Genomic DNA, 24042 nt, shown 5'->3' on the forward strand with positions numbered 1-24042 from the left:
GAACAGCACGCGGGGGGCGCGATGACGGACGACGGACGAGGGGCGCGTGCGCTCGGATGGACGTGTCCGAGCCATCGGGCATGGCGTCTATCCTGCCATGCAAACGCTGATATCGTCGGAGGGACGAGGCGTGGCCCGGCCTCGAGCGGCCGTGCGGCGGCCGGCGCGCGTCCATGCGTCCAGCCTGGTCCGTACCGCACGCCGTAACCGGAGAGCTCCGTTCGTCTTGCCCGAAGAGTCGTCTTGCCCGAAGAGTTTCCCGTGGATGCAACGAGTCTTGCCCGCGTTCTGATCTACAGCCACGACACGTTCGGGCTCGGCCACCTCCGGCGCTCCCGCGCCATCGCCAACGCGCTGGTCGCGAGCCAGCCCAGCGTCTCCGTCATCATCATTTCCGGCTCGCCGGTCATCGGCAATTTCGAGTTTCGCTCCGGCGTCGACTATGTCCGCATCCCCGGCGTGGTGAAGCTCGCCAACGGCGATTACCGCACCCTCAATCTCGGCATGGGGATCGACGAAGCCGCCATGCTCCGCGGCGACATCATCCGGCAGACGGTCGAGAGCTTCCGGCCCGACATGGTGATCATCGACAAGGAGCCGACCGGCTTTCGCGGCGAGGTCATGGACGCGCTGGACCGGGCCAAGGCCCGCGGCGCCCGCATCGTGCTGGGCATTCGCGACATCATGGACGAGCCATCGCGGCTGGTGCCCGAGTGGGAGCGCAAAGGCGCGGTCGAGGCCTTGCAGACCTACTACGACGATATCTGGGTCTACGGCCTCAAGGATATCTACGAGCCGCTCGCCGCCTTCAATCTGCCCAGGCACGTCCTCGACCGCATCACCTATACGGGCTACCTGCGCCGCGCCCTGCCGCGCGATCCCGAGCTCAACCCGCACCCGAAGATCACCAGGCGACCGTTCATCCTCGTCACCGGCGGCGGCGGCGGGGACGGCGAGGACATGCTGGATTGGGTGATCAGCGCCTACGAAGCCGATCCGCGACTCACCGTGCCGGCGCTCATCGTCTTCGGCCCGTTCATGGCGCGCGAGCGCTGCAAAGCGTTCCTGGAACGCGTCGCCAGGCACCCCAAGCTGGAGGCGCTGTCGTTCGACAGCAAGCTCGAGACCCTCATGAACAAGGCGACCGCCGTGGTCGCCATGGGCGGCTACAACACGTTCTGCGAGGTCCTGTCGTTCAACAAGCCGGCCCTGATCGTGCCGCGCTGCAAACCGCGGCTGGAGCAATACATCCGCGCCGTGGCCGCCGAGCGGCTCGGCCTGGTCAGCATGATCGTCGAGGAAAGCGGCCGCCGCGATCCATTGCGCATGGCGGAGGCGCTGCTGCGCCTGCCGGACCAGCGTCGCCCCGGCGATGCCATCGTGCCGGGACTGCTCGACGGCACCGACGCGGTGCAGCGAGACTTCGCCCGGTGGCTCGCCCATCGCCAGCCGCCGCTCGCCCGTAGCCACGCGGCGGAGTAACCGGGTCCATGCGGTGGAGTCGACATTCGCGTCACGTGCGGGCCGCGTACTAGAGCGCGATGATTTGTCTTCGAATCATCGCGCTCCAGGTTATCGGTGTGAGCATGGTCTTATCCAAAAACCGGCGTCCACTTTTTGGGATCGTGCTCTAGCATGCGCGCACCGCCTGAGGCGCACGTCGCCGTCGTCGTCAAGGGCTATCCCCGCCTGTCCGAGACCTTCATCGCCCAGGAGCTTCTCGAGCTGGAGCGGCGCGGGCTGACACTGGCGATCTGGTCTCTGCGGCAACCGACCGACAAGGCCGTGCACCCCATGCACCGGCAGATATCGGCCCCCGTGACCTACCTGCCCGAGTATCTGCACCGGGCGCCCCTGCGCGTGCTGCGCGGCGCCGCCTGGTCCGCGCGCCGCCCCGGCTTCGGCACGCTGCTGCGCACCTTTCTCGCCGATCTCAGGCGCGATCTCACCGTCAACCGGGTGCGACGGCTCGGCCAGGCCTTCGTCCTCGCCCGTGAGCTGCCGGCGACGGCACTCCACGTGCACGTCCACTACCTGCACACGCCCGCATCCGTGGTGCGCTACGCAGCCCTGCTGCGCGGCTTCAGCTGGAGCTTTTCCGCCCACGCCAAGGACATCTGGACCACGCCGGACTGGGAGAAGCGGGAGAAGATCGCCGCCTGCGCCTTCGGCGTGACTTGCACCGCCACCGGCCATCGCGTGCTGGCGGCGCTGGCGCCGCAGCCGGAGCGGGTGGTCCTCGCCTATCACGGCCTTGATCTCACCCGCTTTCCCGAGCCGCCCGTGGCGCGCCCGCCCCGCACCGGCGCGGATCCGGCCGATCCGGTGCGGCTCGTGTCGGTGGGCCGGGCCGTCGCCAAGAAAGGCTTCGCCGACCTGCTGCGAGCCCTGGCGGCGTTGCCGCCCGACCTCAACTGGCAGTTCGCCCACGTAGGCGGCGGCGAATTGCTCGACGACCTCAAGGCGCAGGCCGCCGAGCTCGGCATCGCAAGCCGGGTCGTGTTCCTCGGCGCGCGCCCCCAGCCGGACGTGATCAGCCTGCTGCGTGAGGCCGACATCTTCGTGCTGCCGGCCAAGCGAGCCCGGTCCGGCGACCAGGACGGCCTGCCCAACGTGCTGATGGAGGCGGCGAGCCAGGGGCTTGCCATCGTCGCCACCACCTTTGCCGGCATTCCCGAGTTCGTCCGCGACGGCGAGGACGGCGTTCTCGTGCCGCCCGGAGACTGGGAAGCGCTCGCCAACGCCGTCAATCTGCTCGCACGCGAGCCCGAGCGGCGCGAGGCCCTGGGCCGGTCGGCCTTCGGCCGCCTGCAAAGCCGATTCGGCATGGCCGAGGGCATCGACGTCATCGAGGCGAAGCTCAGGGCAGCGCTGGGCGAGCCCGCCGCGGCGACGGTGCCGGCCCCGCCCCGCACCGCGGACGCCGCGCCGTGACGGCGCCGATCCCGATCGCCTTCTACGCGCCGCTCAAGGCGCCGGACCATCCGGTGCCGTCGGGAGACCGCACCGTGGCGCGCAACCTGCTGCGCGGGCTCGAGGCCGCAGGCTTCGCGCCGGAGATCTTTTCGCGCCTCCGGTCGCACGACCCGGTCGGCGACAGCCGGCGGCAGCACGCCATCCAGGCCGAGGCCCAGGCCGAGGCGCACGGCATCGTCGCCCGCTGCCGGACGGCGCCGGCGCACCGCCGGCCGCGGCTCTGGTTCACCTACCACGTCTACTACAAAGCGCCGGACTGGATCGGTCCGGCCGTGGCGCGCGCCATGGCCCTGCCCTACGTCGTCGCCGAGGGGTCGCGGGCCGGCAAGCGCGCCGACGGTCCCTGGCGACTGGGCCACGCCGGCGCGGAGGCGGCACTCGACCAGGCCGCACTGGTCCTGGTGCTGAACGAGGCCGACCGCGACAGCCTGGTGCAGGCGCAGCCGCCGGGGCAGCGGCTCGTCGCGCTGCCGCCGTTCGTCACCGCCCTCCTGCCCCCCGAGCCCGCGGACCGGACGGGCGCGGCAGGGCCGGTGCGGCTGCTCGCCGTCGCCATGATGCGCGAGGGCGACAAGCTCGCTTCGTATCGGCTGCTGGCCGATGCGCTCGGCCGCCTGGCGCCCGAGAGCTGGAGCCTCGACATCGTCGGCGACGGTCCGGCCCGGCCCACGGTCGAGCGCCTGTTCGCGGCCTTCGGCGACCGTGTCGCCTTACTCGGGGCCATGGCGGGGCCGGCGCTCGACGCGGCCTACGCGAGCCACGACCTGCTGGTCTGGCCCGCGGTCAACGAAGCCTTCGGCATGGTGCTGCTCGAGGCCCAGGCGGCGGGATGCCCGGTCGTCGCCGGCGGCTATGGCGGCGTCGCCGGCGTGGTCCGCGACGGCGTCACCGGCCGGTTGACCCCGCCCGGGGACACGTCGGCCTTCGCCGCTGCCGTGGCGGCGCTCATCGCCGATCCCAACGAGCGCCGGGCCATGGGCCGAGCCGCCCGCAGCTTCGTGGCGCGCGAGCGCAGCCTCGAGGCCTCGGCCCGCATACTGCGCGAGAGCCTGCTCGGTCTCATCGGCAGGAGCCCATCATGAGCCTGCGTATCCTGATCGCCGTCACGCACCTGCTCGGGGTCGGGCACCTGACCCGGGCTGCCGCCGTCGGGCGCGGTCTTGCCCGTCGCGGCCATGCAGTGACACTGGTCTCCGGCGGCCGCCGGGCGCCGCTCGTCCGCATGGACGGCCTGCGGCTGGTGCAGCTCGAGCCGGTGCAGGTACGCGGCACCGCCTTCTCCGCCCTGCTCGACGAGGCCGGCGAGCCGCTGACGGCCGACGCCACGCAGCGTCGGCAGGCAGCGCTGCGGGCGGCCTACGAGGCGACGCAGCCGGACGTGGTCATCACCGAGCTGTTCCCGTTCGGTCGCCGCGCGCTCGCCGACGAGTTCACGGTACTGCTGGAGGCCGCCCGTGCCGCCTCGGAGCGGCCGCTGGTGCTGGCCTCGGTCCGCGACATCCTGGCGGCACCGAGCAAGCCCGCTCGGCTGGCGCAGACACACGAGATCCTGCGCACCTTCTACGACGGCGTCCTCGTCCATGCCGATCCGGCGGTGGTGCCGCTCACCGCGTCCTGGCCGATCGCCGCCGACCTGACCGATCGCCTGCGCTATACCGGCTATGTCGACGACCCGCCGCCGGACGCCATCGCCGCGGAGGCGTTGCCGAGCGGCGAGATCATCGTCTCGGGCGGCGGCAGCGCTGCGGGACAGGCGCTCTATGCCACGGCCCTGGCGGCCGCGGCCCGCGACACCGCCCGCCGTTGGCGCCTGCTCGTGGGCCAGGGCGTCGGTGCGGACCTCTTCGCCGCCTGGCAGGCACAGGCTCCCCACGTCGCCGTCGAGCGGGCCCGGCCGGACTTTCGCGCGCTGCTCGGGCGCTGCGCCGTCTCGGTGAGCCAGCTGGGCTACAACACCGCCCTGGACTTGATCGCCACACGCGCTCGGGCCGTCGTCGTGCCCTTCGCCGACGGCGGCGAGACGGAACAGAGCGATCGCGCCCTGCTGTTCGCCGCGCGCGGGCTGGTGACCACGCTCGACGCCGAGGCGCTCACCCCGGACACGCTGCTCGCGGCCATCGATGGAGCGCTGCGGCGCCCCTCCCCCGACGCAGCCGGTATCGCCATCGAGGGCGCGACGCGCACTGCCGAGATCGTCGAAGAGTGGGCCGCCGCCCGTGCGCCCGGATCGCCGGCGCCCATGCGTCGTTTCGACTTCACGCCACTCACCGCGGCGCTCGACCGGCATGCCGGCGCGAGCCCGCTGCCGTTCTGGTGGCGCGACGACGACGCCATCGTGACCACCCGCGCGCTGACGCGCCTGCTCGCCATCGCCCGCCGCTTCGACGCGCCGCTGGCCATCGCCTCGATCCCCGGCCGGGCCCAGGCGGAGCTGGCCGAGGCGTTGGCCGGCGCCCCCCTCGTCGACGTGCTCGTGCACGGCCTGACCCACGCCAATCACGCCCCAGCGAGCGAAAAGAAGATGGAGTTCGGGGCTCACCGCCCGATCGGCGAGCTGGTCGCCGATGCCGCCGAGGCACTCGCCCTCGCCCGGCGGCGCTTCGGCGCGGCGCTGCTGCCGGTGTTCGTGCCGCCGTGGAACCGCGTCGCGCCCGCCCTCGTCGACCGTCTGCCAGGCCTCGGCTACATCGGCCTGTCGACCGCCAACGATCGCGGCGCCGTCGAGCCGGTGCCGGGGCTTCGCCAGGTCAACACCCACGTCGATCCGATCGATTGGCACGGCACGCGCAGCCTCGCCGATCCCGACCGGATCGTCGCGGACCTGACCCGTGCGGTGGAGCGCCGCGGCGGCGCCACCATGCCTGAGCCGATCGGCCTGCTCACCCACCATCTGGTGCACGATGATGTGATCTGGTCCTTCGTCGAGCAACTGCTGGCCACGCTCGCCGGCCATGCTGGCGCGCGGATTGCTAGGACGCGGTCCGTGTTTGTGGCGGCCGCGTCCGTTTCCGGACCGGCTCCCTTCGATACTGGTGTCGTCGATAACGGGCGGAGTGAACCTTTTTAATGACCCATCTTGCGCATAGCCGATGTAATATGAGGCCGAGCACCCCGTGGATGGGTGCTACCGAGCACAGCCGGCCTGCGCGACCGGTGCTATCGCCAAACGTCGCCATGATGCTGCCGCCGTCGCGGCTGCATGAACAGGCAACGAGAAGAAATGCGGTGGGCCGCGCGGGTCCGCAGCATGGTCGGTCAGGGAGAGGCCCATGGGTGTGAGCGGCCCGGTGCTGCTTGCCGTCAGCGATCTTGCGGTCAATTTCGCGAGTCACGGTTCGACGACACGTGCCCTCGATGGCGTGTCCTTCACCATTCCCAGGGGCAAGACCGTCGCGCTGGTGGGTGAGTCCGGCTCGGGCAAATCGGTCACCGCCCAGGCCATCCTGCGCATCCTGCCCAAGGCCGCCAGCATCGCCGGCGGCTCGATCGTCTTCCAGGATCCGCGCGGCGGCGAGGCGGTCGACATCACGCGCCTCGATGCGTCCGGGCGCGAGATGCTGGGCCTGCGCGGTGGCCGCATCGCCATGATCTTCCAGGAGCCGATGAGCTCGCTCTCGCCCCTGCACACCGTGGGCGATCAGGTCACGGAAGCGTACCTGCTGCACAAAGGCGGCTCGCGGGCCGAAGCGCGCAAGGCGGCCGAGGCTGTGTTCGCCCGGGTCGGCCTGCCCGACCCGGCGCGCGTCTTCGTGACCTATCCGTTCGAGCTCTCCGGCGGCATGCGCCAGCGCGCCATGATCGCCATGGCGCTGATCTGCCAGCCGGCGCTGCTCATCGCCGACGAGCCGACGACGGCGCTGGACGTGACCACGCAGGCGCAGATCCTCGAGCTGATCAAGAACCTGCAGGTCGAGACCGGCATGTCGGTCCTCCTCATCACCCACGACCTGGGCGTCGTCGCCAACGTGGCCGACGAGGTCGTGGTGATGTACCGGGGCCGCATCGTCGAATCGGGGGATCGGGAGGCCATCTTCCGGGACCCACAGCATGCCTATCTGCGGGCGCTGATGGCGGCCGTGCCGCGCTTCGACATGCAGCCGGGAGAACGGCTGACGCCGCTGCGCGAGATCGCCACCGCCGAGATGATCGCCGCCGCCCCCGTCGCGGCCGGCCCCCCTCCCAAGGGGGCGGTGCTCGACGTGGCCGGCATCTCCAAGGTGTTCACGCTGCGCGCCGGCTGGTTCTCCGGCAACCTGCGCCAGGTGCGCGCCGTCTCCGACGTGAACCTGACTCTCATGCCGGGCACGACGCTGGGGCTGGTCGGCGAATCGGGCTGCGGCAAGACCACTGTCTCGAAGATGATCATGCGGGCGCTCAAGCCGGACTCGGGCTGCATCCGCTTCGACGACGGCACCGGCCTGCGCGATATCCAATCCCTCGACGGCGACGACCTGCTGCGCTACCGGCGCGCCGTCCAGTTCATCTTCCAGGACCCGTTCTCGTCGCTCAATCCGCGCATGACCGTCTATCAGCTGCTGACCGAGCCGCTGCGCATTCACGATCAGAGCAGCGAGGCGGAGAAATTCGCCAAGGCCAAGATGCTGATCGAGATGGTGGGCCTCGACAAGCGCCACCTGCGTCGCTACCCGCACTCGTTCTCCGGCGGCCAGCGCCAACGCCTCGGCATCGCCCGGGCGCTGGCGCTGTCACCCAAGGTGCTGCTCTGCGACGAGCCGGTGTCGGCCCTCGACGTCTCGGTGCAGGCGCAGATCCTCAATCTGCTCAAGGATCTGCAATCGGCGCTGGGGCTCTCCTACCTGTTCGTCTCGCACAACTTGGCGGTCGTCGACTATATCGCCGACACCATTGCCGTCATGTGCCGCGGCCATATCGTCGAGCAGGCGCCGAAGGTGGCGCTGTTCCGCAACCCGGTGCACCCGTACACGCAGGCCCTGCTGGCGGCGGTGCCCGATCCGGACCTCGACCATCCCCTCGACTTCGACACGCTGCGCACCGGCCGCTTTTCCGACCCTACCGCGTGGCCGCACCCGTTCGGGCTCGGGAACGACCGCCCCAGCCAGATGGAGGAGATCGAGCCCGGCCACTGGGTCCGCACCACCGCCAGCAAAAAGGCCGCCGCATGACCCACGTGCTCAACCGGCGCGACCTGCTGCTCCAGGCGGGCGCCGCCCTGGCGGTGCTGCCGCTGGCGACCCGCGCGCTCGCCGACATCGGGTTGCAGGAGGCGCCGGTCTTCGCCGACCGCGTGGCCAGCGGCAAGCTGCCGCCGATCGCCCAGCGCGTGCCCAAGCAGCCCTTCATTTCCGACCTCGCGGCCAACGGCCGCACGGTCGGCAAGCCGGGCGGCGCGATGACCACCCTGATCGCCAGGCTGCGCGATGTCCGCTACCTCTCGGCCAACGCCTATACCCGGCTGGTGGGGTACACCGACAAGCTCGTGCTGCGCCCGGACATTCTCGCCGCCCTCGACAACGAGGGCGGCCGGGCGTTCACCCTGCGTCTGCGCGAGGGCCATCGCTGGTCGGACGGACAGCCGTTCACGGCGGAGGATTTTCGCTACTACTGGGAAGACATCGTCAACAACAAGCAGCTCAGCCCGGCGGGCGTGCCGACCTACATGCTCGCCGACGGCAAGCCGCCGAAGTTCGAGGTGCTCGACGACCATACGGTGCGCTACACCTGGGCGACGCCGAACCCGCTGTTCCTGCCGACGCTGGCGGCCCCGCAGGACCCGTTCATCTATCGGCCGGCCCACTTCCTCAAGAATTACCACGCCAAATACGCCGACAAGGACAAGCTCGACCAGGCGGTTGCCAAGGCCAAGGTGCGCTCGTGGGCGCCGCTGCATAACCGCATGGACAGCATGCTGGAGAACTCCAACCCGGAGCTGCCGACGCTGTTCCCGTGGCGGGCCATGCCGTCGAGCTCGGGCGCGCGGATCGTCTTCGAGCGCAACCCCTACTTCCATCGCATCGACACGGCCGGCCAACAGCTGCCCTACGTCGACCAAGTGTTCGCCGACGTGGCTTCGGCCAGCCTGTTCGCAGCCAAATCGAACGCCGGCGAGGTGGACTTCCTCGCCCGCGGCCTCGCCATGAACGACATTCCGGTGCTGAAGCAGGGCGAGAAGGCGCAGGGCTACAAGACCCTGCTCTGGCGGCTGGCGCGCGGCTCCGAGGTGGCGCTCTATCCCAACCTCACGGCGACCGATCCGCTCTGGCGCCAGCTGAACCGCGACGTGCGCTTCCGCCGTGCCCTGTCGCTGGCCATCGACCGCCACACCATCAACAACGCGCTGCTCTTCGGCCTCGGCCAGGAAGGCAACAATACGGTGCGTGAGGGCTCGGCCCTGTTCAAGCCCGACTACCGCAGCAGCTGGGCCCAGTACGACGACGCTGCCGCGGCCGGGCTGCTCGACAGCATCGGACTCGCCAAGGGCCGCGGCGGCATCCGCAACCTGCCCGACGGCCGGCCGGTGGAGATCGTCGTCGAGGTCGACAGCGACACCGGCTTGGCCGTCGACACGCTGGAGCTGATCACCGAGTTCTGGCGGGAGGTCGGCGTCAAGCTGTTCATCAAGCCGCAGGATCGCACCATCCTGCGCAACCGCGCCTACGACGGGCAGACGGTGATGGTGGCGAGCCAGGGCCTCGACAACGCCATTCCCACCGCCGAGATGGTGCCGGACGAGCTCGCCCCCGTCCACCAGGACAATTTCGCCTGGCCGCGGTGGGGCCAGTACATCGAGACGAAGGGCGCCAGCGGCGAAGCGGTGGATCTGCCCGAAGCGCAGAAGCTGCTCGACCACTACAGGACCTGGCTCGGCTCCACCGACACCGCCCAGAAGACGGCTGCCTGGCACGCCATGCTGGCGCTGCATGCCGACAACCAGTGGATCATCGGCACCGTTGCCGGCGCCATCCAGCCGGTGGTGCTGCGCGACGGCCTCACCAACCTGCCGGCCGAGGCGCTCTACAGCTGGGCGCCGACATCGCTGCTCGGCATTTACCGCATCGACGAAGTCTTCTGGGACCGTCAAGACCGCCGGATCGCCAAAGCCCCATGATCGCTTACATCGCTCGCCGGTTGCTCACCATGGTCGGCACGCTGCTGATCATCAGCGCGCTCGTCTTCGCCATCATCAAGTTGCCGCCGGGCGACTTCCTGACCAACCAGATCGCGGAGCTGCGCGCCCAGGGGGGTGAGGCTGCGGCCACCAAGGCGGCCTTCCTCATCAAGCAGTACGGCCTCGATCTGCCGGTCTGGAAGCAATACCTCGTATGGCTCGGCATCTGGCCCGGCCCCAACGGCTTTTCCGGCCTGCTGCAGGGGGACTGGGGCTGGTCGTTCGAATACGACCGGCCCGTCGATCAGGTGGTCGGCGATGCGGTGTGGCTGACCCTCTTGGTCAACATCGCCGTGCTCATCTTCGTCCACGTGGTGTCGATCCCGATCGCCATCTTCTCGGCGGTCCGGCAGTACTCGTGGGGTGACTATCTGGCGACCTTCATCGGCTATATCGGCCTTGCCGTGCCGAACTTCCTGCTGGCGCTGATCCTGCTCTACTACACCAACCGCTGGTTCGGCATCTCCATCGGCGGGCTGTACGATCCACAATACGCCAACGCGCCATGGTCATGGGGCAAGGTGGTGTCGCTGGGCCAGCACCTCATCGTGCCGACCCTGGTGATCGGGCTCTCCGGCACCGCGGCCATGATCCGCCGCATGCGCGCCAACCTGCTGGACGAGCTCAGCAAACAGTACTACGTGACGGCCAAGGCGAAGGGCGTGCCGCCGACCAAGGCGCTGCTCAAATATCCATTCAGGATGGCGCTGAACCCGTTCGTCGCCGACATCGGCAACATCCTGCCTCATCTCGTATCCGGCTCGATCCTGGTGTCGCTGGTGCTGAGCCTGCCCACCGTGGGGCCGATCCTGCTGGGCGCGCTCCGCAGCCAGGACCAGTTCCTGGCCGCCTTCATCCTCATGTTCGTGGCGATCCTGACGGTGGTCGGCATGCTGATCTCCGATCTGCTGCTGGCCTGGCTCGATCCACGCATCCGGCTCGGGGCACGGTAGACCGCCATGAACCTCATCACCCAAACCAAGGCTCCGAGCGGTCCCGGCACGCCGCACTTCGTCGACGCCAGGCCGTTCGATCCCGGCGCCAGCGAGCCGATGGCCAACGAGGACGAGCGCTATTGGCGTGCCTCGGCGCTCACGCTGATCTGGTGGAAGTTCAAGCGCCACCGCATCGCGCTCGCCTCGGCCATCGTCCTGCTGGCCTTCTACGCCATGCTGCCGTTCGTCGAGGTGATCGCGCCCTACCCGCTCACCAAGCGCCACGGCGACTTCCTGTACGCGCCGCCGCAACCGGTGCACCTGATGCACGAAGGCCGCTTCGTCGGGCCCTTCGTCTATCCCTACAGCTTCAAGTTCAACCTCGACACCTTCACGCGCGACTACGAGGTCGACCGCACCAAGCCGCAGCCGATCCGCTTCTTCTGCAAGGGTGACACCTACAGCTTCTGGGGGATGTTCGACGCCAGCTTCCACGTGATCTGCCCGCCGGAGGGCGGTACCATGTTCCTGCTCGGCACCGACCGGCTGGGCCGGGACGTGCTGTCGCGCATCATCTACGGCGCGCGCATCTCGCTCACCGTCGGCCTCTTCGGCATCGCCGTCTCGTTCGCGCTCGGCCTGTTCTTCGGCGGCCTCGCCGGCTACCTGGGCGGCTGGGTCGACAACCTCATCCAGCGGGTCATCGAGATCCTGCGCTCCCTGCCGGAGCTGCCGCTGTGGCTCGCGTTGTCGGCGGCGCTGCCGGCGAACTGGAGCCCGCTGCTCGTCTTCTTCGGCATCACCATCATCCTGGGGCTGCTCGACTGGCCCGGGCTGGCGCGCGCCGTCCGCAGCAAGCTGCTGGCGCTACGCGAGGAGGATTTCGTCAAGGCAGCGGAGCTGATGGGCGCCTCGCGCGCCCGCATCATCGGCAAGCACCTGATCCCGAACTTCATGAGCCACCTCATCGCCTCGGCGACCCTGTCGATTCCGTCGATGATCCTGGGCGAGACGGCGCTGTCGTTCCTCGGCCTCGGCCTGCGGCCGCCGATCACCAGCTGGGGCGTGCTGCTCAACGAGGCGCAGAACCTGGCGTCGGTGAACCTCTACCCGTGGCTATTGGCGCCGATCGCCCCGGTGGTCATCGTGGTGCTGGCCTTCAACTTCATGGGTGACGGCCTGCGCGACGCGGCGGACCCGTATCACTAGAGCATGATCCCAAAAACTGGACCCGGTTTTTGGATAAGATCATGCTCAAAACAAAGACTTAGAGCGGGCTGATGATTCGAAGATAAATCATCCCGCTGTAGAGAACGCTGATGGCCGGGTCAGGGCCCGGCCATCAAACGCGGCGTAACTATTCAGCCGCCCGCGACCCGGCGTCGTCGCGTCCCAACCGGCGCTTCGCCCACGCGGCCATCTCCTCCATCGTGCTCTGCGTCTCCGGCAGGAACGGGAAGACCGTGTAGACGTGGACGGAATCCTCGACGAGCCGCAACGTCACGTCGACGCCAGCCCGGCTCGCCTTCTCCGCCAGCCGCGTCGTGTCGTCCAACAGCACTTCGCCCTGCGCCGCCGTGAGGAACAGCGGCGGCAGGCCGCCGAGATCGCCGAACAGCGGCGAGACCAGGGGATCCGTCGGCTCGTGCCCCTGGAAGTATGAGGCGCCCATGAAGGTGAGCAGGTCGCGGTTGGCGGCCGGATCATCGCCGCTGAAGGCGCGCACGCTCGCACCCGACAGTGTGAGATCGGTGAACGGGGCTGCGGCGACGATGCCTGCGGGCAGCGGATCGCCGGCGGTGCGGAGCGCGAGCGCCAACGCCAGCGCGAGACCGCCACCGGCCGACTCTCCAGATAGCAGGATCGATCCGGCCGGAATCCCCTGCCGCAGCAGCGCGCGATAAGCGCTGACCGCGTCGTCGATCGCCGCGGGATAGGGATGCTCGGGGGCCAGCCGGTAGTCGACCGTGTAGCAGGTGCCGCCGACCGCCGCCGCCAGGCGACTTGCATACTCGAGCGAGCCCTTCGCCGATCCGATCAGATAGCCGCCGCCGTGAAAATGGAGCACCACGTGCGCAGGGTCCGCGCCCGGTGCAGCCACCCGCCAGGCCCTCACGTCGCCGAGCTCCTGCTCCACCGCGGCCACGCCCTCCGGCAGCGGGAAGTTGGTGGTCAGGAACCGGTCGTAGGCCTCGCGCAAGCCGTCGTGGCCGCGGGCGACGTCCTCCGGCCGGAACGCATACTTCCACAGGTCGAAGGCCCGCTGGCTCTCGGGGCGACGCAACCGCTTGCCCTCGCGCAGGCCGGTGACGTTGAGCACCTCGCCAGGCGGCCCCTCCGTCGCCCGGACGACATCGTAGGCCCAGGCCAGCCCCCAGCTCGTCTCGGCCAGCGGATCGATGCGGGCCATGCCCTTCCATCGGGCGTTGCGATCGCGCAGCCGCCGCGGCTCGGTCTCATGCACGAGCTTGACCACGGCGCGCGCGCCGGCCTGGATGCGCGTGGTGCGCGGCAGGCGCCGATGCTCGTACTCCAGCAGCGCGCCCGGCACGTCGCCCTGCCGTCGCGCCAGCACGCGCGCCAGCGTCCAGGCGTCCTCGATGCTCTGGCCTGCGCCCGCGGCCAAGAAAGGCACCATCGGATGCGCGGCATCGCCGAGCAAGGTGATCCGGCCCGACGTCCAGCCGTCGATCGGGTCGCGGTAGTACATGCCGGTGACGAACGCGGTCTTCGCCTGCTCGAGCATGGCCCGGGCCCGCGGCTCGGCGTCCTCGAAGGAGCGCAGCATCTCGTCGATATCGCCGCTCTCGCTCCACGACTCGCGATGAACCTCGTGGGCGGGAACGGACGCCAGGATGCTGTAGAGGTTCCCCGGGCGCACCCAATAGGTGATCAGGGTTCGCCCGGGGCCGAACCAGTAGTTGCCCCGCTCCTCGAGCCCGAGACCGTCGAGTTGCGCCGCCGGGATCAGCGAGCGCCACATCAGGATGTTGGCAAAATGCTTCTCCTCGGGCCCACGCAGATGCTCGCGAACGACGGAGTGAATGCCGTCGCAGCCGACGAGCGCGTCCGCCTGCAGCGTCTCCCCAGTTTGCAGGCGAGCCTCGACGCCGTCGGCGGTCTGGGATACGGCGACGCATCGCGCGCCGAGCCGGATCGCCTCCGCGGGCAGCGCCTCGCGCAGGATGTCGACGAGATCGGCGCGATGAACATTGTACATCGGGGCGCCGTAGCGCACGGCCGCCTCGTCGCCGAGCGGCGCCTGGAACAGCAGGCGGCCCGTATGCAGATCGCGATAGTCATAAGACAGGGGCTTCACGCCGACGGCCCGAATCGCGTCCTCGACACCGATCTCCCGCAGCACGATCGCTGCATTGGCGCCGATCTGGATTCCGGCGCCGACCTCCGTCATGACCTCGGCTTGTTCCAGCACGAGCACGTCGATACCGTGGTGACGCAGTGCAATCGCAGCGGTCAGTCCACCAATGCCGCCGCCGACGACGAGAACGCGCATGACCTGTCTCCTCCTCGATTAAGTGATTTCGCTTAAATTGGACGGACGTCGAAACCATGTCAACCAGAATGCGGTCGGCCGCGGGTGCAGCACCGACGGACACGAAAGGCCAGATCAAGACGGCCGCGCGGCTGCTGTTCGCGCGGCACGGCGTCGATGGGGTGACCATCCAGCAGATCGTCGCGGCGGCCGGCCAGCGGAACAACGCGGCGCTGCACTATCATTTCGGCTCGAAGGAGGAGCTGATCCGGCAGTTGGTCGTCGACGGCGCCGCCGTGCTCGACGAGCGGCGACAGGAGATGCTGCGCGCCATCGACGCGCGGGGTGGCCCGACGACCGTTCGCGAGGTGCTGCTCGTGCTGGTGATGCCCGTCGTCGAGCTCAGCAACGACGAACGATGGCGCGGCTATATCCGCTTCATCTCAAACCTGCAGGCGTCCAACCGGGAGGCGCTGCGCGAGGCGCTCGGAGGCCGCTGGAACGCGGGATACATCGCCTGCTTCGCCCATCTGAAGCGGATGCTGCCGCTGCCGGCACCGCTGGTCGAGCAGCGGCTGTCGATCGTTTCGATCTACGCCAATGCCATCCTCTCGGCCCAGGACGCGGCGCTGGAATCGCGCACGGTCAGGCGCAATAGGCTTTGGGACCAGCGTTTCACGGTCGAGAACATTCTCGATACCTTGGAAGGGACCATGACCTGCCCGCCCTCGGCGGAGACCCTGGCGATGTTGCATGCCGATGAGTCCTGAGAACCACGACATCGCCCCTGCCACGAGCGGACCGGCGCGGATCGGGGAACCGCATGCCTGGGCCCGTCAGAGCAACAGCCGCAGCGCAACGGCGACGGCGCCGGTAAGGCCGAGGATCAGCGTGGCGGCGAAGGCCATGCCGAGGAGGTAGGCGCCCAAGACGCGCTCCGCATCCATGCCGACGCCTGCGGCAGGAGCGCCCGCGGCGCAGCTTCGCCCGTCCGGACCCCGGCGCCACGGCTCGGGCTCCTGCGCCAAATGCTGGCCGTCGTCGGCGACGATCATGGCTTTCCCCTTCATGCTGCGCCGGGGAACGTAGCGTGCCGTTGATCATGGAAAAATCGCATGCCAGAATATTTCAGCGATCATGATCTTGAATGGTAGCTCCATGAAAGCGCTCGACGTCGAGGCGGTGCAGGCGTTCGTGCTGGTCGCCGACCTGAAGAGCTTCACCCGCACCGCCGAGGCGATGGCCACCACGCAGTCGGCCGTGAGCCTCAAGATCAAGCGTCTGGAAGAGGGGCTGGGCCGCCGCCTGCTCGAGCGGACCCCGCGGCTGGTGCGGCTGTCGGCGGACGGCGCCGTATTCCTCGACGCGGCACGGGCGCTGGTGGCTGCGCATCAGGGCGCCATGACCGCATTCGAGGCAGAGCGCCGCCGGCTCATCGTGGGTATCAGCCACCACATCGTCGGAGCCGAGTTGCCTCTTCTGCTGAAGCGCATGAACCGCGCGGAGCCCGGCCTCGTGGTGGAGCTCCACGTCGCCGCCTCGCGTGACATCCTGGCGGATTTCGACCGCGGCAGCCTGGACGCGGCCATCGTGCTGCGGCACGACCATCAGCGCCGCGATGGGGAGGTCATCCTCGAAGAGGCGTTCGGGTGGATGGCGGACCCCGATTTCGAGCACCGGCCCGGCGAGCCCCTGCGCCTGGCGACGCAGGCGGAGCCCTGCAGCGTCCGCAGCATGGCCATCGCCGCGCTGGACGCGGCGGCGATCCCATGGACGGAGGTGTTCGTCGGCGGCGGCATCACGACGATCGGCGCGGCCGTTTCGGCCGGTCTCGCGGTGGCGGCGCTCGGCCGCCGCGTGGCGCCGCGAGGCACCGTCGACATCGGCCCGCGGCTCGGCTTGCCGCCGCTGCCCGCACGCGACGTGATCCTCTACACCGGCCTCACCGATCGCCAGGCCCGCAGCTCGCTGCGAACCCTGTCCGCCGCCATACGCTCGACCGCGATGTAGCACCGCCGGCGGCCGCCGTGCCGGGACACGGGTCATAGCCCCGGCTCGACCCGGCCGCGCGGCAGTCCGTCAGGCCGCCGGCCAGAGGTGACCGCGACCATGAGAACAATGTCGCCGCGGCGACCGTCGTTGCGCCGCTCCCTTGATTCTGACCGCGGTCGACCCACAATTGGGATCTGGTTGGATAATGCGGGTTGATCGCCGCACGCCGGGAGGAATTATGAAGCGTTCCGATTTTACATTTTGGTACCCGTTTCGCATCCGCTATTCGGAGATCGACGGCCAGATGGTCGTCTTCAACGCCCACTATCTGACATTCTTCGACACGGCCATCACCGAATACTTTCGCGAGCTCGATCACGACATCACCGCCGAAGCGCGGGAAACCGGGATCGACTTCCATACGGTCAAGTCGCTGGTGGAATACAAGGCGCCCGTCGTCTTCGACCAGGAGATCGACGTGGCGGTGCGCACGGGCCGTATCGGCCGCTCCAGCCTGAGCTTCGATCTCGCCATTTTCGGCAAGGGCACCGACGACCTCTATACGACGGGCGAGATCGTCTGGGTCTATACGGACCAGCGCACTCACAAGACGGTGCCGGTCGGCGAGGCGCTGCGCCGGGTGCTGATCGAGCGGGAGCCTCACCTCTCCGACGCGCTGGCCGGCACGTGACAGCCAGCAGGGGCCGGCAGCGGTCCGCCCACCGGCCAACGTGCATGGACGGGCGGGCCTGAACCGAACGGGCGCTGCCGCGTTGTCCCCTGCCCGGCGCCATGCCCGGCCCGGCGCAGGATCGAGGTCGCGACATGTCCGACACGAGCGCACCTGCAAGCGACACGGACGGGACGCCCCGCCACCTCGGCAACATCCGCCCGATCGGCCGGTCAAGCCCCGCCCGGCCATCGACGACGGCCAAGCCCGGTCGCGCGCGCAAGAACCTGATCGCCCGCCTGGCGGCGGCGGCGCGCCTCAACCTCGTCACGCCCGGCGAGCTGACCATCGAGCGCGTGCGCGAGGGCGATCGTTTCGTCTACCTCCTGAAGTCCGGGCGTCGTCTGGACGCCGCCGCCGCGCGCGATCGCGCCACCTGCCGGCGCCTGGACGAGCTCGCCGTTCCGCCCGCCTACGCCAACGTGTTCTACGCCGCCGATGCGCGCGCCCACATCCAGGCCATCGGCACCGACGCCGCCGGCCGCCTGCAATACCGCTACCATCCGGATTGGACCGACGTGCGCGAGGCCCTCAAGGCGCGGCGCCTGGTCCACCTGGTCGAGGCCCTCCCGGCCATTCGCCGCCAGGCCCAGCGCGATATCGCCGACGAGCAACCGAGCCGCGAGCGCGCACTGGCGAGCGTGGTCCGCCTGGTGGAACGCAGCGCCATCCGCGCCGGTCACCAGAGCTACGAGCGGCTCAGCGGCAGCCGTGGGGCCATCACCCTATGCAAGTCCAACGTAAGGCTGCGCAAGGACCTTATCAGCCTCGATTTCAGCGCCAAGGGCGGCAAGGCGACGAAGCGGAGCTTCGAGGACGAGGTGCTCGCAGCATCGCTGCGCGGCCTGATGCAGCTCGACGGCGAGCGGCTGTTCCAGTATCGCGACGACAACGGGCGGGTGCGTTCGCTGGATCCGCGCGACGTCAACGCCTACCTGCGGCGTGCGGCCGGCCGCGTGATCTCGCTCAAGGACTTCCGCACTCTGATCGCCTCGGCCGAGGCGGTCGAGGCGCTCTCCGAGATGGCACCGGCGCCGAGCGAACGACGCCGCAAATCGCAGATCCTGGACGCTGTTCGTCAGGTCGCCGAAGAGTTGTCCAACACCCCGGCCGTCGCCCGGGAGAGCTACATCCACGCCAGCGTCATCGATGCGTTCGAAGCGGGCCGCCTGATGCGGCTCAGGGCGCGCATGAAGGCCAAGCCGTTCTCGCCCCGGCGCGAGCGGCTGTTGCTCAGCGTGGTGCGCGCCGCCGCTCTCGGGTGATCGCGCAGGCTTTCGCGGCGACCGTCGCGCGCCCGCTCTCGCCGGCTCGTGCCCCGTGAAGCATCTGACGCCCCCCATGAAAAAGGCCCGCCGAAGCGGGCCTTCCTCATCGCCGGGCGTCTTACTGCGCCGGGCGGGTCGAACCGGTGGTCATGCCGGACGTGTCCGGCTTGGCGGCTGAGCGGCTCGCGGCGCTCTTCTCGGCCATCGTCTGGAAGGTCGGGGCGTTGCTCAGCTCGTCCTTCGACATGCCGAGCGTGATCTTGTCGATCGCGCCATTGCCGTCACGGGCGACCTGGAGCTGCGAGAACGGCACCGCGACCCGCTTCTCGCCGACCCCCAGGAAGCCGCCGACACCGATCACCGCCGCCTGGGCGGAACCGCTCTGCTCGAGCACGATGTCGTTGATGGCGCCGACGGTCTTGCCGTCCGTACCCACCACCGACGCGCCGATGATGTCGGACGCCATCCACTGGCTGGCGCCCTGCTCCGACAGATGGCCCGCCCTCGGGGCCGGCGCCGCGGGGGCGGCGCCTGGTTCCACCGCCTTGGGCTCCGCGGGAGGGGGCGTCATCGTCGCCTGAGCGAAAGCGGGAGCACCCGCCAGCGTCAGCATCGTCGTCGCCAGGATCAGATGTTTACGCATATTCATGCTCCGTCGAATGCAAAATCTTAAGCGCATAGATGCGCTTCCAGAACAATTCGCGAATATGCGTAATTGTTCCGCCGCATTTGAGCCATAAATGCGCATATCGATGCCATCATAATAAAAACATATTATATACAGCAAAAATCAAGCTACAGCTTGGGCAAATAAAATCGATTATACCGCCGATAAGCTTGACTACACTGAGATCCGAAACTCGGCAGCACGCTCCACACCGCATCAGCTGGTGCGTGGCGAGACATGGTCGATGGTGCTGCGGGCGTCAACCAGGAGCTCAACGTCGCGGTGCGCACGGGCCGGTCCAGCCAAGCTTCGGTCTCGGGTCGAGGCCCCGCTGCACCACGAGCATCCAGAGCGCGTGGCCGGCTTCCCTGACCAGGATGCGCCGAACCTGCTGGGTTGACGCTGCCGCGTCCGAGCGCGGGCGAGTTGCATCGAACTCCCGCAGCTTGGCGAGGGCCTGCTCCTGCGCACGCCTCATTCGCCCGAGCGCAGTCGCCTTCCCCCCGGCAAGCTCATGGCTGAGAATGTCGAGGGGAACCCAGCTTCGGCAGGTCCTGCCTGACAGCCTCGACCACCGGCGCAAAGCTCGAATGAAACAGCAACAGACTGCAATCGAACTGGTCGAGGATGAACTTGTTCTCGGCCGCCTCGTTGCGCGGATTGATCGGGCACCACACAGCAGCAGCGCGCGAGATGCCGAACACGCAGGCGAAGGCGCGCGGATCGTTGCCCGAGAGGATCGCGACCTTTTTGCCAGGAGCGATGCCCGATCGGTCGACGCCGCGCGCGATCCGGTAGCTCAGCCGCTGCACCTCGCCGTAGCTCAGGTCGCGTCCGTCCATGGTGAGGCGCGGCGCGTCGGCACCAAGCGAGGCGCCCTTGTCGAGATAATCGAGCAAGCGCATGGTCGATCCCGAAGCAGGCGGCGAGTGGCTCAGTCGTACACCGTCAAAATGGGCTTGCTGACGAGCCCGAAGCTGCGCAGCTGCCCGAGCAGCTCGCGGTGGCCGAACGCTTGGCATCCCGAGGCAAAGCCAGAGCGCTTTGGCGGCTGTTGCAGCAGAGCGAACGCCGCATAGGCCTGCAGCATGCCGGTTTGCTTGTAGTTGCAGTTGCCGTGGATCACGCAATGCGCGCGGCCGAGCGGCCCCGACGCGTGGACCGAGTCGATCGAGGTGTTGATGCGTGGATTTTCGCGCGGCGGCATCGAGGCCTGCAGGGTTGCGGCGATGTCGGCCAGCGCCTTTTCCTGCTCTGCCGGCGGCAACGGCTTGATCTTCTCCTTCACCATCTGCGTGGTCTGCACCACGCCTTCCATCACCGGGCGGGAGAGCACGCCGCCGAGCACGCGGCAATTGCTGACGCGCGGATCGTTTCTGAACCACACCGGATGCGCGGTGCCGCCCCACGGCACCGCGATCGCGGTCTCGTGCTGGCCGGGCACGACGACGTCGGCGCGCGTGGTGACGTCCCATTCGACGAACTTGTTCTGCTCCAGGTAGTACCAGCTCGCCTTGAGGATGGTGAAGATCGTCTGCGTCGAGGCGTAGGTCGGAAAGCCTTTCCAGAACACCAGGATGTCGAGCGTGTCGAGGCCCGGCGTCTCCAGGCAGATGTTGGCGGCGATCTCACCGGTCGTATACATCTGCGCGAGATTCGGCGACAGCAGCAGGCCTTTCTCGGCAAACTGCCTGCCCCACTTCTCCTGCGCGAGCAGCACCCAGTCCTGTTCGCCCGTTGTGTCGGTGTAGTGACAGCCGGCTTGCAGCGCGGCCTCCACGACTTCCGATCCATGCTTGATGAACGGGCCGACCATGTTGCTGACGACGCGCGAGCCGCGGAACAGGTTCGCCAGCGCCTCGACATTGTGCTCGACGCCGACAACCTCGTAGTCGGCAGTCTCGATGCCGGGGATTTTTTCCACCACCGCCTTCACTTTTGCGGCGTCGCGGCCGGCCGCGATGAAGGGGACATTGTACTCACGCAGATATTCGCAGACCAGGCGCCCGGTATAGCCTGATACACCGTAGACGACGACAGGCTTCTTCTCGCTCATGGCGATCCTCCGAAATGATTGCTGTTGCGTGTGTTGCTACATGCCCATGCCGCCATCGACAGGCAGTCCGATGCCGGTGATGAAGCGCGCATCGTTCGAGCACAGGAACACTGCAGCGTCGCCGATGTCGCCGACCTCGGCGAGCCGGCCGAGCGGCGTCTGCTCCACCACCGAACCCACGGCCGCATTGACGTCGGGCGCGAGCCCGACCTCGATGATGTCGTTAGCGAGCTGCATCCCCATGTCGGTCGGGATCAGGCCGGGATAGATGCAGTTGACGCGCACGCCGTAGCCAAGCTTGCCGGCTTCCATCGCCGCGACCCGCGTCATGCGATCGACCGCGGATTTGGTGCCGGAGTAGACTGCGATGCTCGGGAAAGCGATCGTCGCCGCGACGGAGGCGATGTTGACGATCGCACCGCCTTTGCCGGCCGGCCCGCCCGGCCGCATCGCGCGGAAGGCGTGCTTCATGCCGAGCACGGTGCCGACAATATTGACGTCGCACATCCGCCGCGCGTCCTCGGCCTTGATCTCGCTGACCAGCGAAGTGATCTCGATGCCGGCGTTGTTGATGAGGATGTCGTAGCCGCCAAGCGTTGCGATGGTGGACGCGATGGCTTTTTCCCATTGCGCATCGTCGGTGACATCGAGCTGCACGAAGCCGGTCTTCACGCCGGCCTTGCCGATCTCGGCAGCGCTGGCCTTTCCGGTGTCATCGAGTATGTCCGCGATCATGATCGCGGCGCCGGACCGCGCCAATGCCTTCGCGATGGCGGCACCGATACCCCGGGCGCCTCCCGTGACCAGGGCTTTCCTGCCGTCAAGGCTCTTGCCACTCATGGTGTGCTCCTCCCTTGTTGGTGATTGATCGGCGCTGCGGCGGTGGGCAGCACATACCGGCGGACTGGGCGCCTTCGGGCGTGGCAGTCAGGTCCGGCTATCGGCCGAGCGCAGCGTAGGCGCTCCGGCGACGCATCTCCTCCCCCGTTTGGCGTCTTGACGACTGTCCAAATCGTTGCGCCGAGCCTCCGTCAGAAACTTGACACTTGTCAAGATGAAATTTGACAAGTGTCCAAGAGAATGATTGTGAGGAGATGGAGCGCGCCGCTGCCGGCGCGCTATAAGACGTTGAAGAGACGGGATAGAGGCAGGGCAGGAGATGGCGCGTCAAGCAACGGCCCAGCGGGTGGCGGTAGCGGCCGAAGCGCTGCGCGACGAGAAATTCAACGCGCGGCGAATCGAGCTTGCGGAAGCCGCGCTGGAAACGCTCGGCGAGCTCGGCTTCGCGCGCACCAGCCTGCGCGAGATCGCGCAGAACTCCGCGTTCACGCACGGCGTGTTTCACTACTACTTCAACGACAAGCTCGACCTGATCTGCTGCTGCGTGCGTCACTACAAGGCGCAATGCGTGACGCGTTACGACGAGGTCGTCGCGACGGCGAAGACTCGCAAGGAGCTGACGGAAGGCTTTCTCGCCAAGCTTGCGACGACGCTGCGAGAGAACGCCCGCATGCACCGGTTGTGGTACGATCTGCGCTCGCAGGCGATGTTCGAGGCCGCGTTTCGCAAGGACGTGCTCGAGATCGACAAGAGCCTGGAAGCGATGATCTGGCGGATCGCGTCGCGCTATGCCGAACTGGACGGCAAGCGGCTGGCGACATCACCGGCCGCACTGTACGCGCTGTTCGATGGCCTGTTCCAGAATGCGCTGCTGAGGCATCTCGCCAACGACGAGACGGCGATCCCCGAATTCCTCGACGAAGTCAGGCGTATCCTGCCGACGATTGGCTAGTGTAGCGAATCCGAAATTCGCACCACCTCGGGGCATCGCTGGGAGCGAATTTCGGATTCTCAAGCCACACTAGCAACTCTATGATTCGATTGTGGTTTAATGGATCTGAAGGTCCTGAACGTGGATGCCATGTGGGGGCAGGAACTTCAGATCCACCACACTAGGGCGCTTTGCGATTGGGTGGAATCACTCAATCGCAAATCGCTCCAGATTAAAAAGACTATGAGCATTTCGTAATTGGGTGATCTCACCCAATTACGAAATGCTCTAGCCGTCGCGTGACCTATTTCGCACGCCTCCAGGTCACCGTCCCAACGCCGCCGCTCGATGCGGATGGTGTGACGTACTTCAGCTCGTCCTTGTCGAGAAAGGAGACCAGTCGTTTTTGCTCTGTCGCGTTCCAGTTGGGAAATGTGGAACTCTCGACCTTGAATGCCAAAGTATTGTCCAAGGCATTGAACGAGTAGGTGCCGATCATGGCAATGCTCTTCGACACGACGGCCTTGTCTTCTTCCTGCGTGCCTGTGGCCCGATTATTTGACGCGAACTTTGGCAGATCGGCTCCGAGGATCGTCAACATGAAGTGACCGTCCGCATCCAAGGTCAACATGCCCTTGGCGCCAGGCCCGAACTGATCAGTCTTGGTTCCGTCCTTGTCCGTGACGGATGAAACGAGCCTCCAAGTTCCGACCAAATCGCGTTGGCTCTGCGCCCATGCCGAGGCGCCCAGCGAGACGAAGGCCAACAGTGCCGAAGCTGCAACAACTGCCCGTCTGCGCGCGTTTCCGCCCACGACCACGAGGAGCACATTCATCGCGAGCCCCGTTGTTACAAGATTCCAAGCTTAGCGCGCGCCAGTATGATGTCAACGAATCGGATGGAAGCGCGCCTGTATTGAAGAGAGGTCTAGGTGTCTCGTCGCGCACGGCATATGACGGATCGCCCCCGCGAAGCATTGCGCCGGGCGATCTTGTCGAGCATCAGGT

20 protein-coding genes are annotated in these 24042 nt (G+C 67.8%); 13 read left to right on the top strand and 7 right to left on the bottom strand.

Annotated features, from left to right (window positions below; translation table 11 throughout):
* Positions 1–261 precede the first annotated feature (261 nt).
* The 8 genes from ACZ5PO_RS29795 to ACZ5PO_RS29830 all read left to right on the top strand — a co-directional run bounded on the left by ACZ5PO_RS29795 (position 262) and on the right by ACZ5PO_RS29830 (position 12267).
* Complete coding sequence (locus ACZ5PO_RS29795) at positions 262–1482, top strand: glycosyltransferase family protein (RefSeq protein WP_464185932.1); 1221 nt, start codon at positions 262–264, stop codon at positions 1480–1482.
* 153 nt (positions 1483–1635) lie between these two features.
* Positions 1636–2934: a glycosyltransferase gene (locus tag ACZ5PO_RS29800; RefSeq protein WP_464185934.1), complete on the top strand. Its 1299-nt coding sequence runs from the start codon at positions 1636–1638 to the stop codon at positions 2932–2934.
* Positions 2931–4058, top strand: a complete 1128-nt coding sequence (locus ACZ5PO_RS29805; RefSeq protein ID WP_464185936.1) for a glycosyltransferase family 4 protein — start codon at positions 2931–2933, stop codon at positions 4056–4058. The genes ACZ5PO_RS29800 and ACZ5PO_RS29805 overlap by 4 nt, the downstream gene beginning before the upstream one ends.
* A complete protein-coding gene (locus ACZ5PO_RS29810) occupies positions 4055–6043 on the top strand; it encodes a glycosyltransferase (protein WP_464185937.1) in 1989 nt (662 codons plus the stop codon). The genes ACZ5PO_RS29805 and ACZ5PO_RS29810 overlap by 4 nt, the downstream gene beginning before the upstream one ends.
* A gap of 202 nt (positions 6044–6245) precedes the next feature.
* Positions 6246–8120, top strand: a complete 1875-nt coding sequence (locus tag ACZ5PO_RS29815; protein ID WP_464185939.1) for an ABC transporter ATP-binding protein — start codon at positions 6246–6248, stop codon at positions 8118–8120.
* Entirely contained in the window at positions 8117–10063 is a 1947-nt protein-coding gene (locus ACZ5PO_RS29820; protein ID WP_464185941.1) for an ABC transporter substrate-binding protein, read from the top strand. The genes ACZ5PO_RS29815 and ACZ5PO_RS29820 overlap by 4 nt, the downstream gene beginning before the upstream one ends.
* On the top strand, positions 10060–11076 hold the full coding sequence (locus ACZ5PO_RS29825) for an ABC transporter permease (protein ID WP_464185942.1): 1017 nt from the start codon (positions 10060–10062) through the stop codon (positions 11074–11076). Before ACZ5PO_RS29820 ends, ACZ5PO_RS29825 begins: the two co-directional genes overlap by 4 nt.
* Before the next feature lie 15 nt (positions 11077–11091).
* Positions 11092–12267 (top strand): ABC transporter permease, encoded by a 1176-nt coding sequence (locus ACZ5PO_RS29830; RefSeq protein ID WP_464197110.1) that lies wholly within the window; start codon positions 11092–11094, stop codon positions 12265–12267.
* Between the two features lie 148 nt (positions 12268–12415).
* Here ACZ5PO_RS29830 and ACZ5PO_RS29835 read toward each other — a convergent pair whose 3' ends face one another.
* The gene (locus ACZ5PO_RS29835) at positions 12416–14572 is read right to left on the bottom strand and encodes an alpha/beta hydrolase fold domain-containing protein (protein WP_464185943.1); all 2157 of its coding nucleotides are present in this window, start codon (positions 14570–14572) and stop codon (positions 12416–12418) included.
* 56 nt (positions 14573–14628) lie between these two features.
* On the opposite strand from ACZ5PO_RS29835, the gene ACZ5PO_RS29840 reads away from it, so the two are divergent.
* Positions 14629–15321, top strand: coding sequence for a TetR family transcriptional regulator (locus ACZ5PO_RS29840; protein ID WP_464185945.1), 693 nt, complete (start codon positions 14629–14631; stop codon positions 15319–15321).
* Between the two features lie 66 nt (positions 15322–15387).
* Here the strand turns inward: ACZ5PO_RS29840 and ACZ5PO_RS29845 are convergent, their stop codons facing one another.
* Complete coding sequence (locus tag ACZ5PO_RS29845; protein ID WP_464185946.1) at positions 15388–15606, bottom strand: hypothetical protein; 219 nt, start codon at positions 15604–15606, stop codon at positions 15388–15390.
* 103 nt (positions 15607–15709) lie between these two features.
* Here ACZ5PO_RS29845 and ACZ5PO_RS29850 point away from each other — a divergent pair, with 103 nt between their 5' ends.
* The 3 genes from ACZ5PO_RS29850 to ACZ5PO_RS29860 all read left to right on the top strand — a co-directional run bounded on the left by ACZ5PO_RS29850 (position 15710) and on the right by ACZ5PO_RS29860 (position 18538).
* Positions 15710–16561, top strand: coding sequence for a LysR family transcriptional regulator (locus ACZ5PO_RS29850; RefSeq protein WP_464185947.1), 852 nt, complete (start codon positions 15710–15712; stop codon positions 16559–16561).
* 220 nt (positions 16562–16781) lie between these two features.
* Positions 16782–17234 (top strand): acyl-CoA thioesterase, encoded by a 453-nt coding sequence (locus tag ACZ5PO_RS29855; RefSeq protein ID WP_464185949.1) that lies wholly within the window; start codon positions 16782–16784, stop codon positions 17232–17234.
* Between the two features lie 134 nt (positions 17235–17368).
* Complete coding sequence (locus ACZ5PO_RS29860; protein WP_464185951.1) at positions 17369–18538, top strand: DNA topoisomerase IB; 1170 nt, start codon at positions 17369–17371, stop codon at positions 18536–18538.
* Positions 18539–18659: 121 nt separating this feature from the next.
* On the opposite strand, the gene ACZ5PO_RS29865 is transcribed toward ACZ5PO_RS29860, so the two are convergent.
* The 4 genes from ACZ5PO_RS29865 to ACZ5PO_RS29880 all read right to left on the bottom strand — a co-directional run bounded on the left by ACZ5PO_RS29865 (position 18660) and on the right by ACZ5PO_RS29880 (position 22104).
* Positions 18660–19184 (bottom strand): PRC-barrel domain-containing protein, encoded by a 525-nt coding sequence (locus ACZ5PO_RS29865; RefSeq protein WP_464185952.1) that lies wholly within the window; start codon positions 19182–19184, stop codon positions 18660–18662.
* A gap of 536 nt (positions 19185–19720) precedes the next feature.
* Entirely contained in the window at positions 19721–20113 is a 393-nt protein-coding gene (locus ACZ5PO_RS29870; RefSeq protein ID WP_464185953.1) for an AMP-binding protein, read from the bottom strand.
* 29 nt (positions 20114–20142) lie between these two features.
* Positions 20143–21264, bottom strand: coding sequence for a DUF5938 domain-containing protein (locus tag ACZ5PO_RS29875; protein ID WP_464185954.1), 1122 nt, complete (start codon positions 21262–21264; stop codon positions 20143–20145).
* 36 nt (positions 21265–21300) lie between these two features.
* The gene (locus ACZ5PO_RS29880) at positions 21301–22104 is read right to left on the bottom strand and encodes an SDR family NAD(P)-dependent oxidoreductase (protein ID WP_464185957.1); all 804 of its coding nucleotides are present in this window, start codon (positions 22102–22104) and stop codon (positions 21301–21303) included.
* Positions 22105–22450: 346 nt separating this feature from the next.
* Between ACZ5PO_RS29880 and ACZ5PO_RS29885 the strand changes: the two genes are divergently transcribed.
* Complete coding sequence (locus ACZ5PO_RS29885) at positions 22451–23056, top strand: TetR/AcrR family transcriptional regulator (RefSeq protein ID WP_464185959.1); 606 nt, start codon at positions 22451–22453, stop codon at positions 23054–23056.
* Positions 23057–23339: 283 nt separating this feature from the next.
* Here the strand turns inward: ACZ5PO_RS29885 and ACZ5PO_RS29890 are convergent, their stop codons facing one another.
* Complete coding sequence (locus ACZ5PO_RS29890) at positions 23340–23870, bottom strand: lipocalin-like domain-containing protein (RefSeq protein WP_464185960.1); 531 nt, start codon at positions 23868–23870, stop codon at positions 23340–23342.
* Between the last annotated feature and the right edge of the window lie 172 nt (positions 23871–24042).

Source organism: Chelatococcus sp. KU-N122 (genome assembly GCF_055391085.1).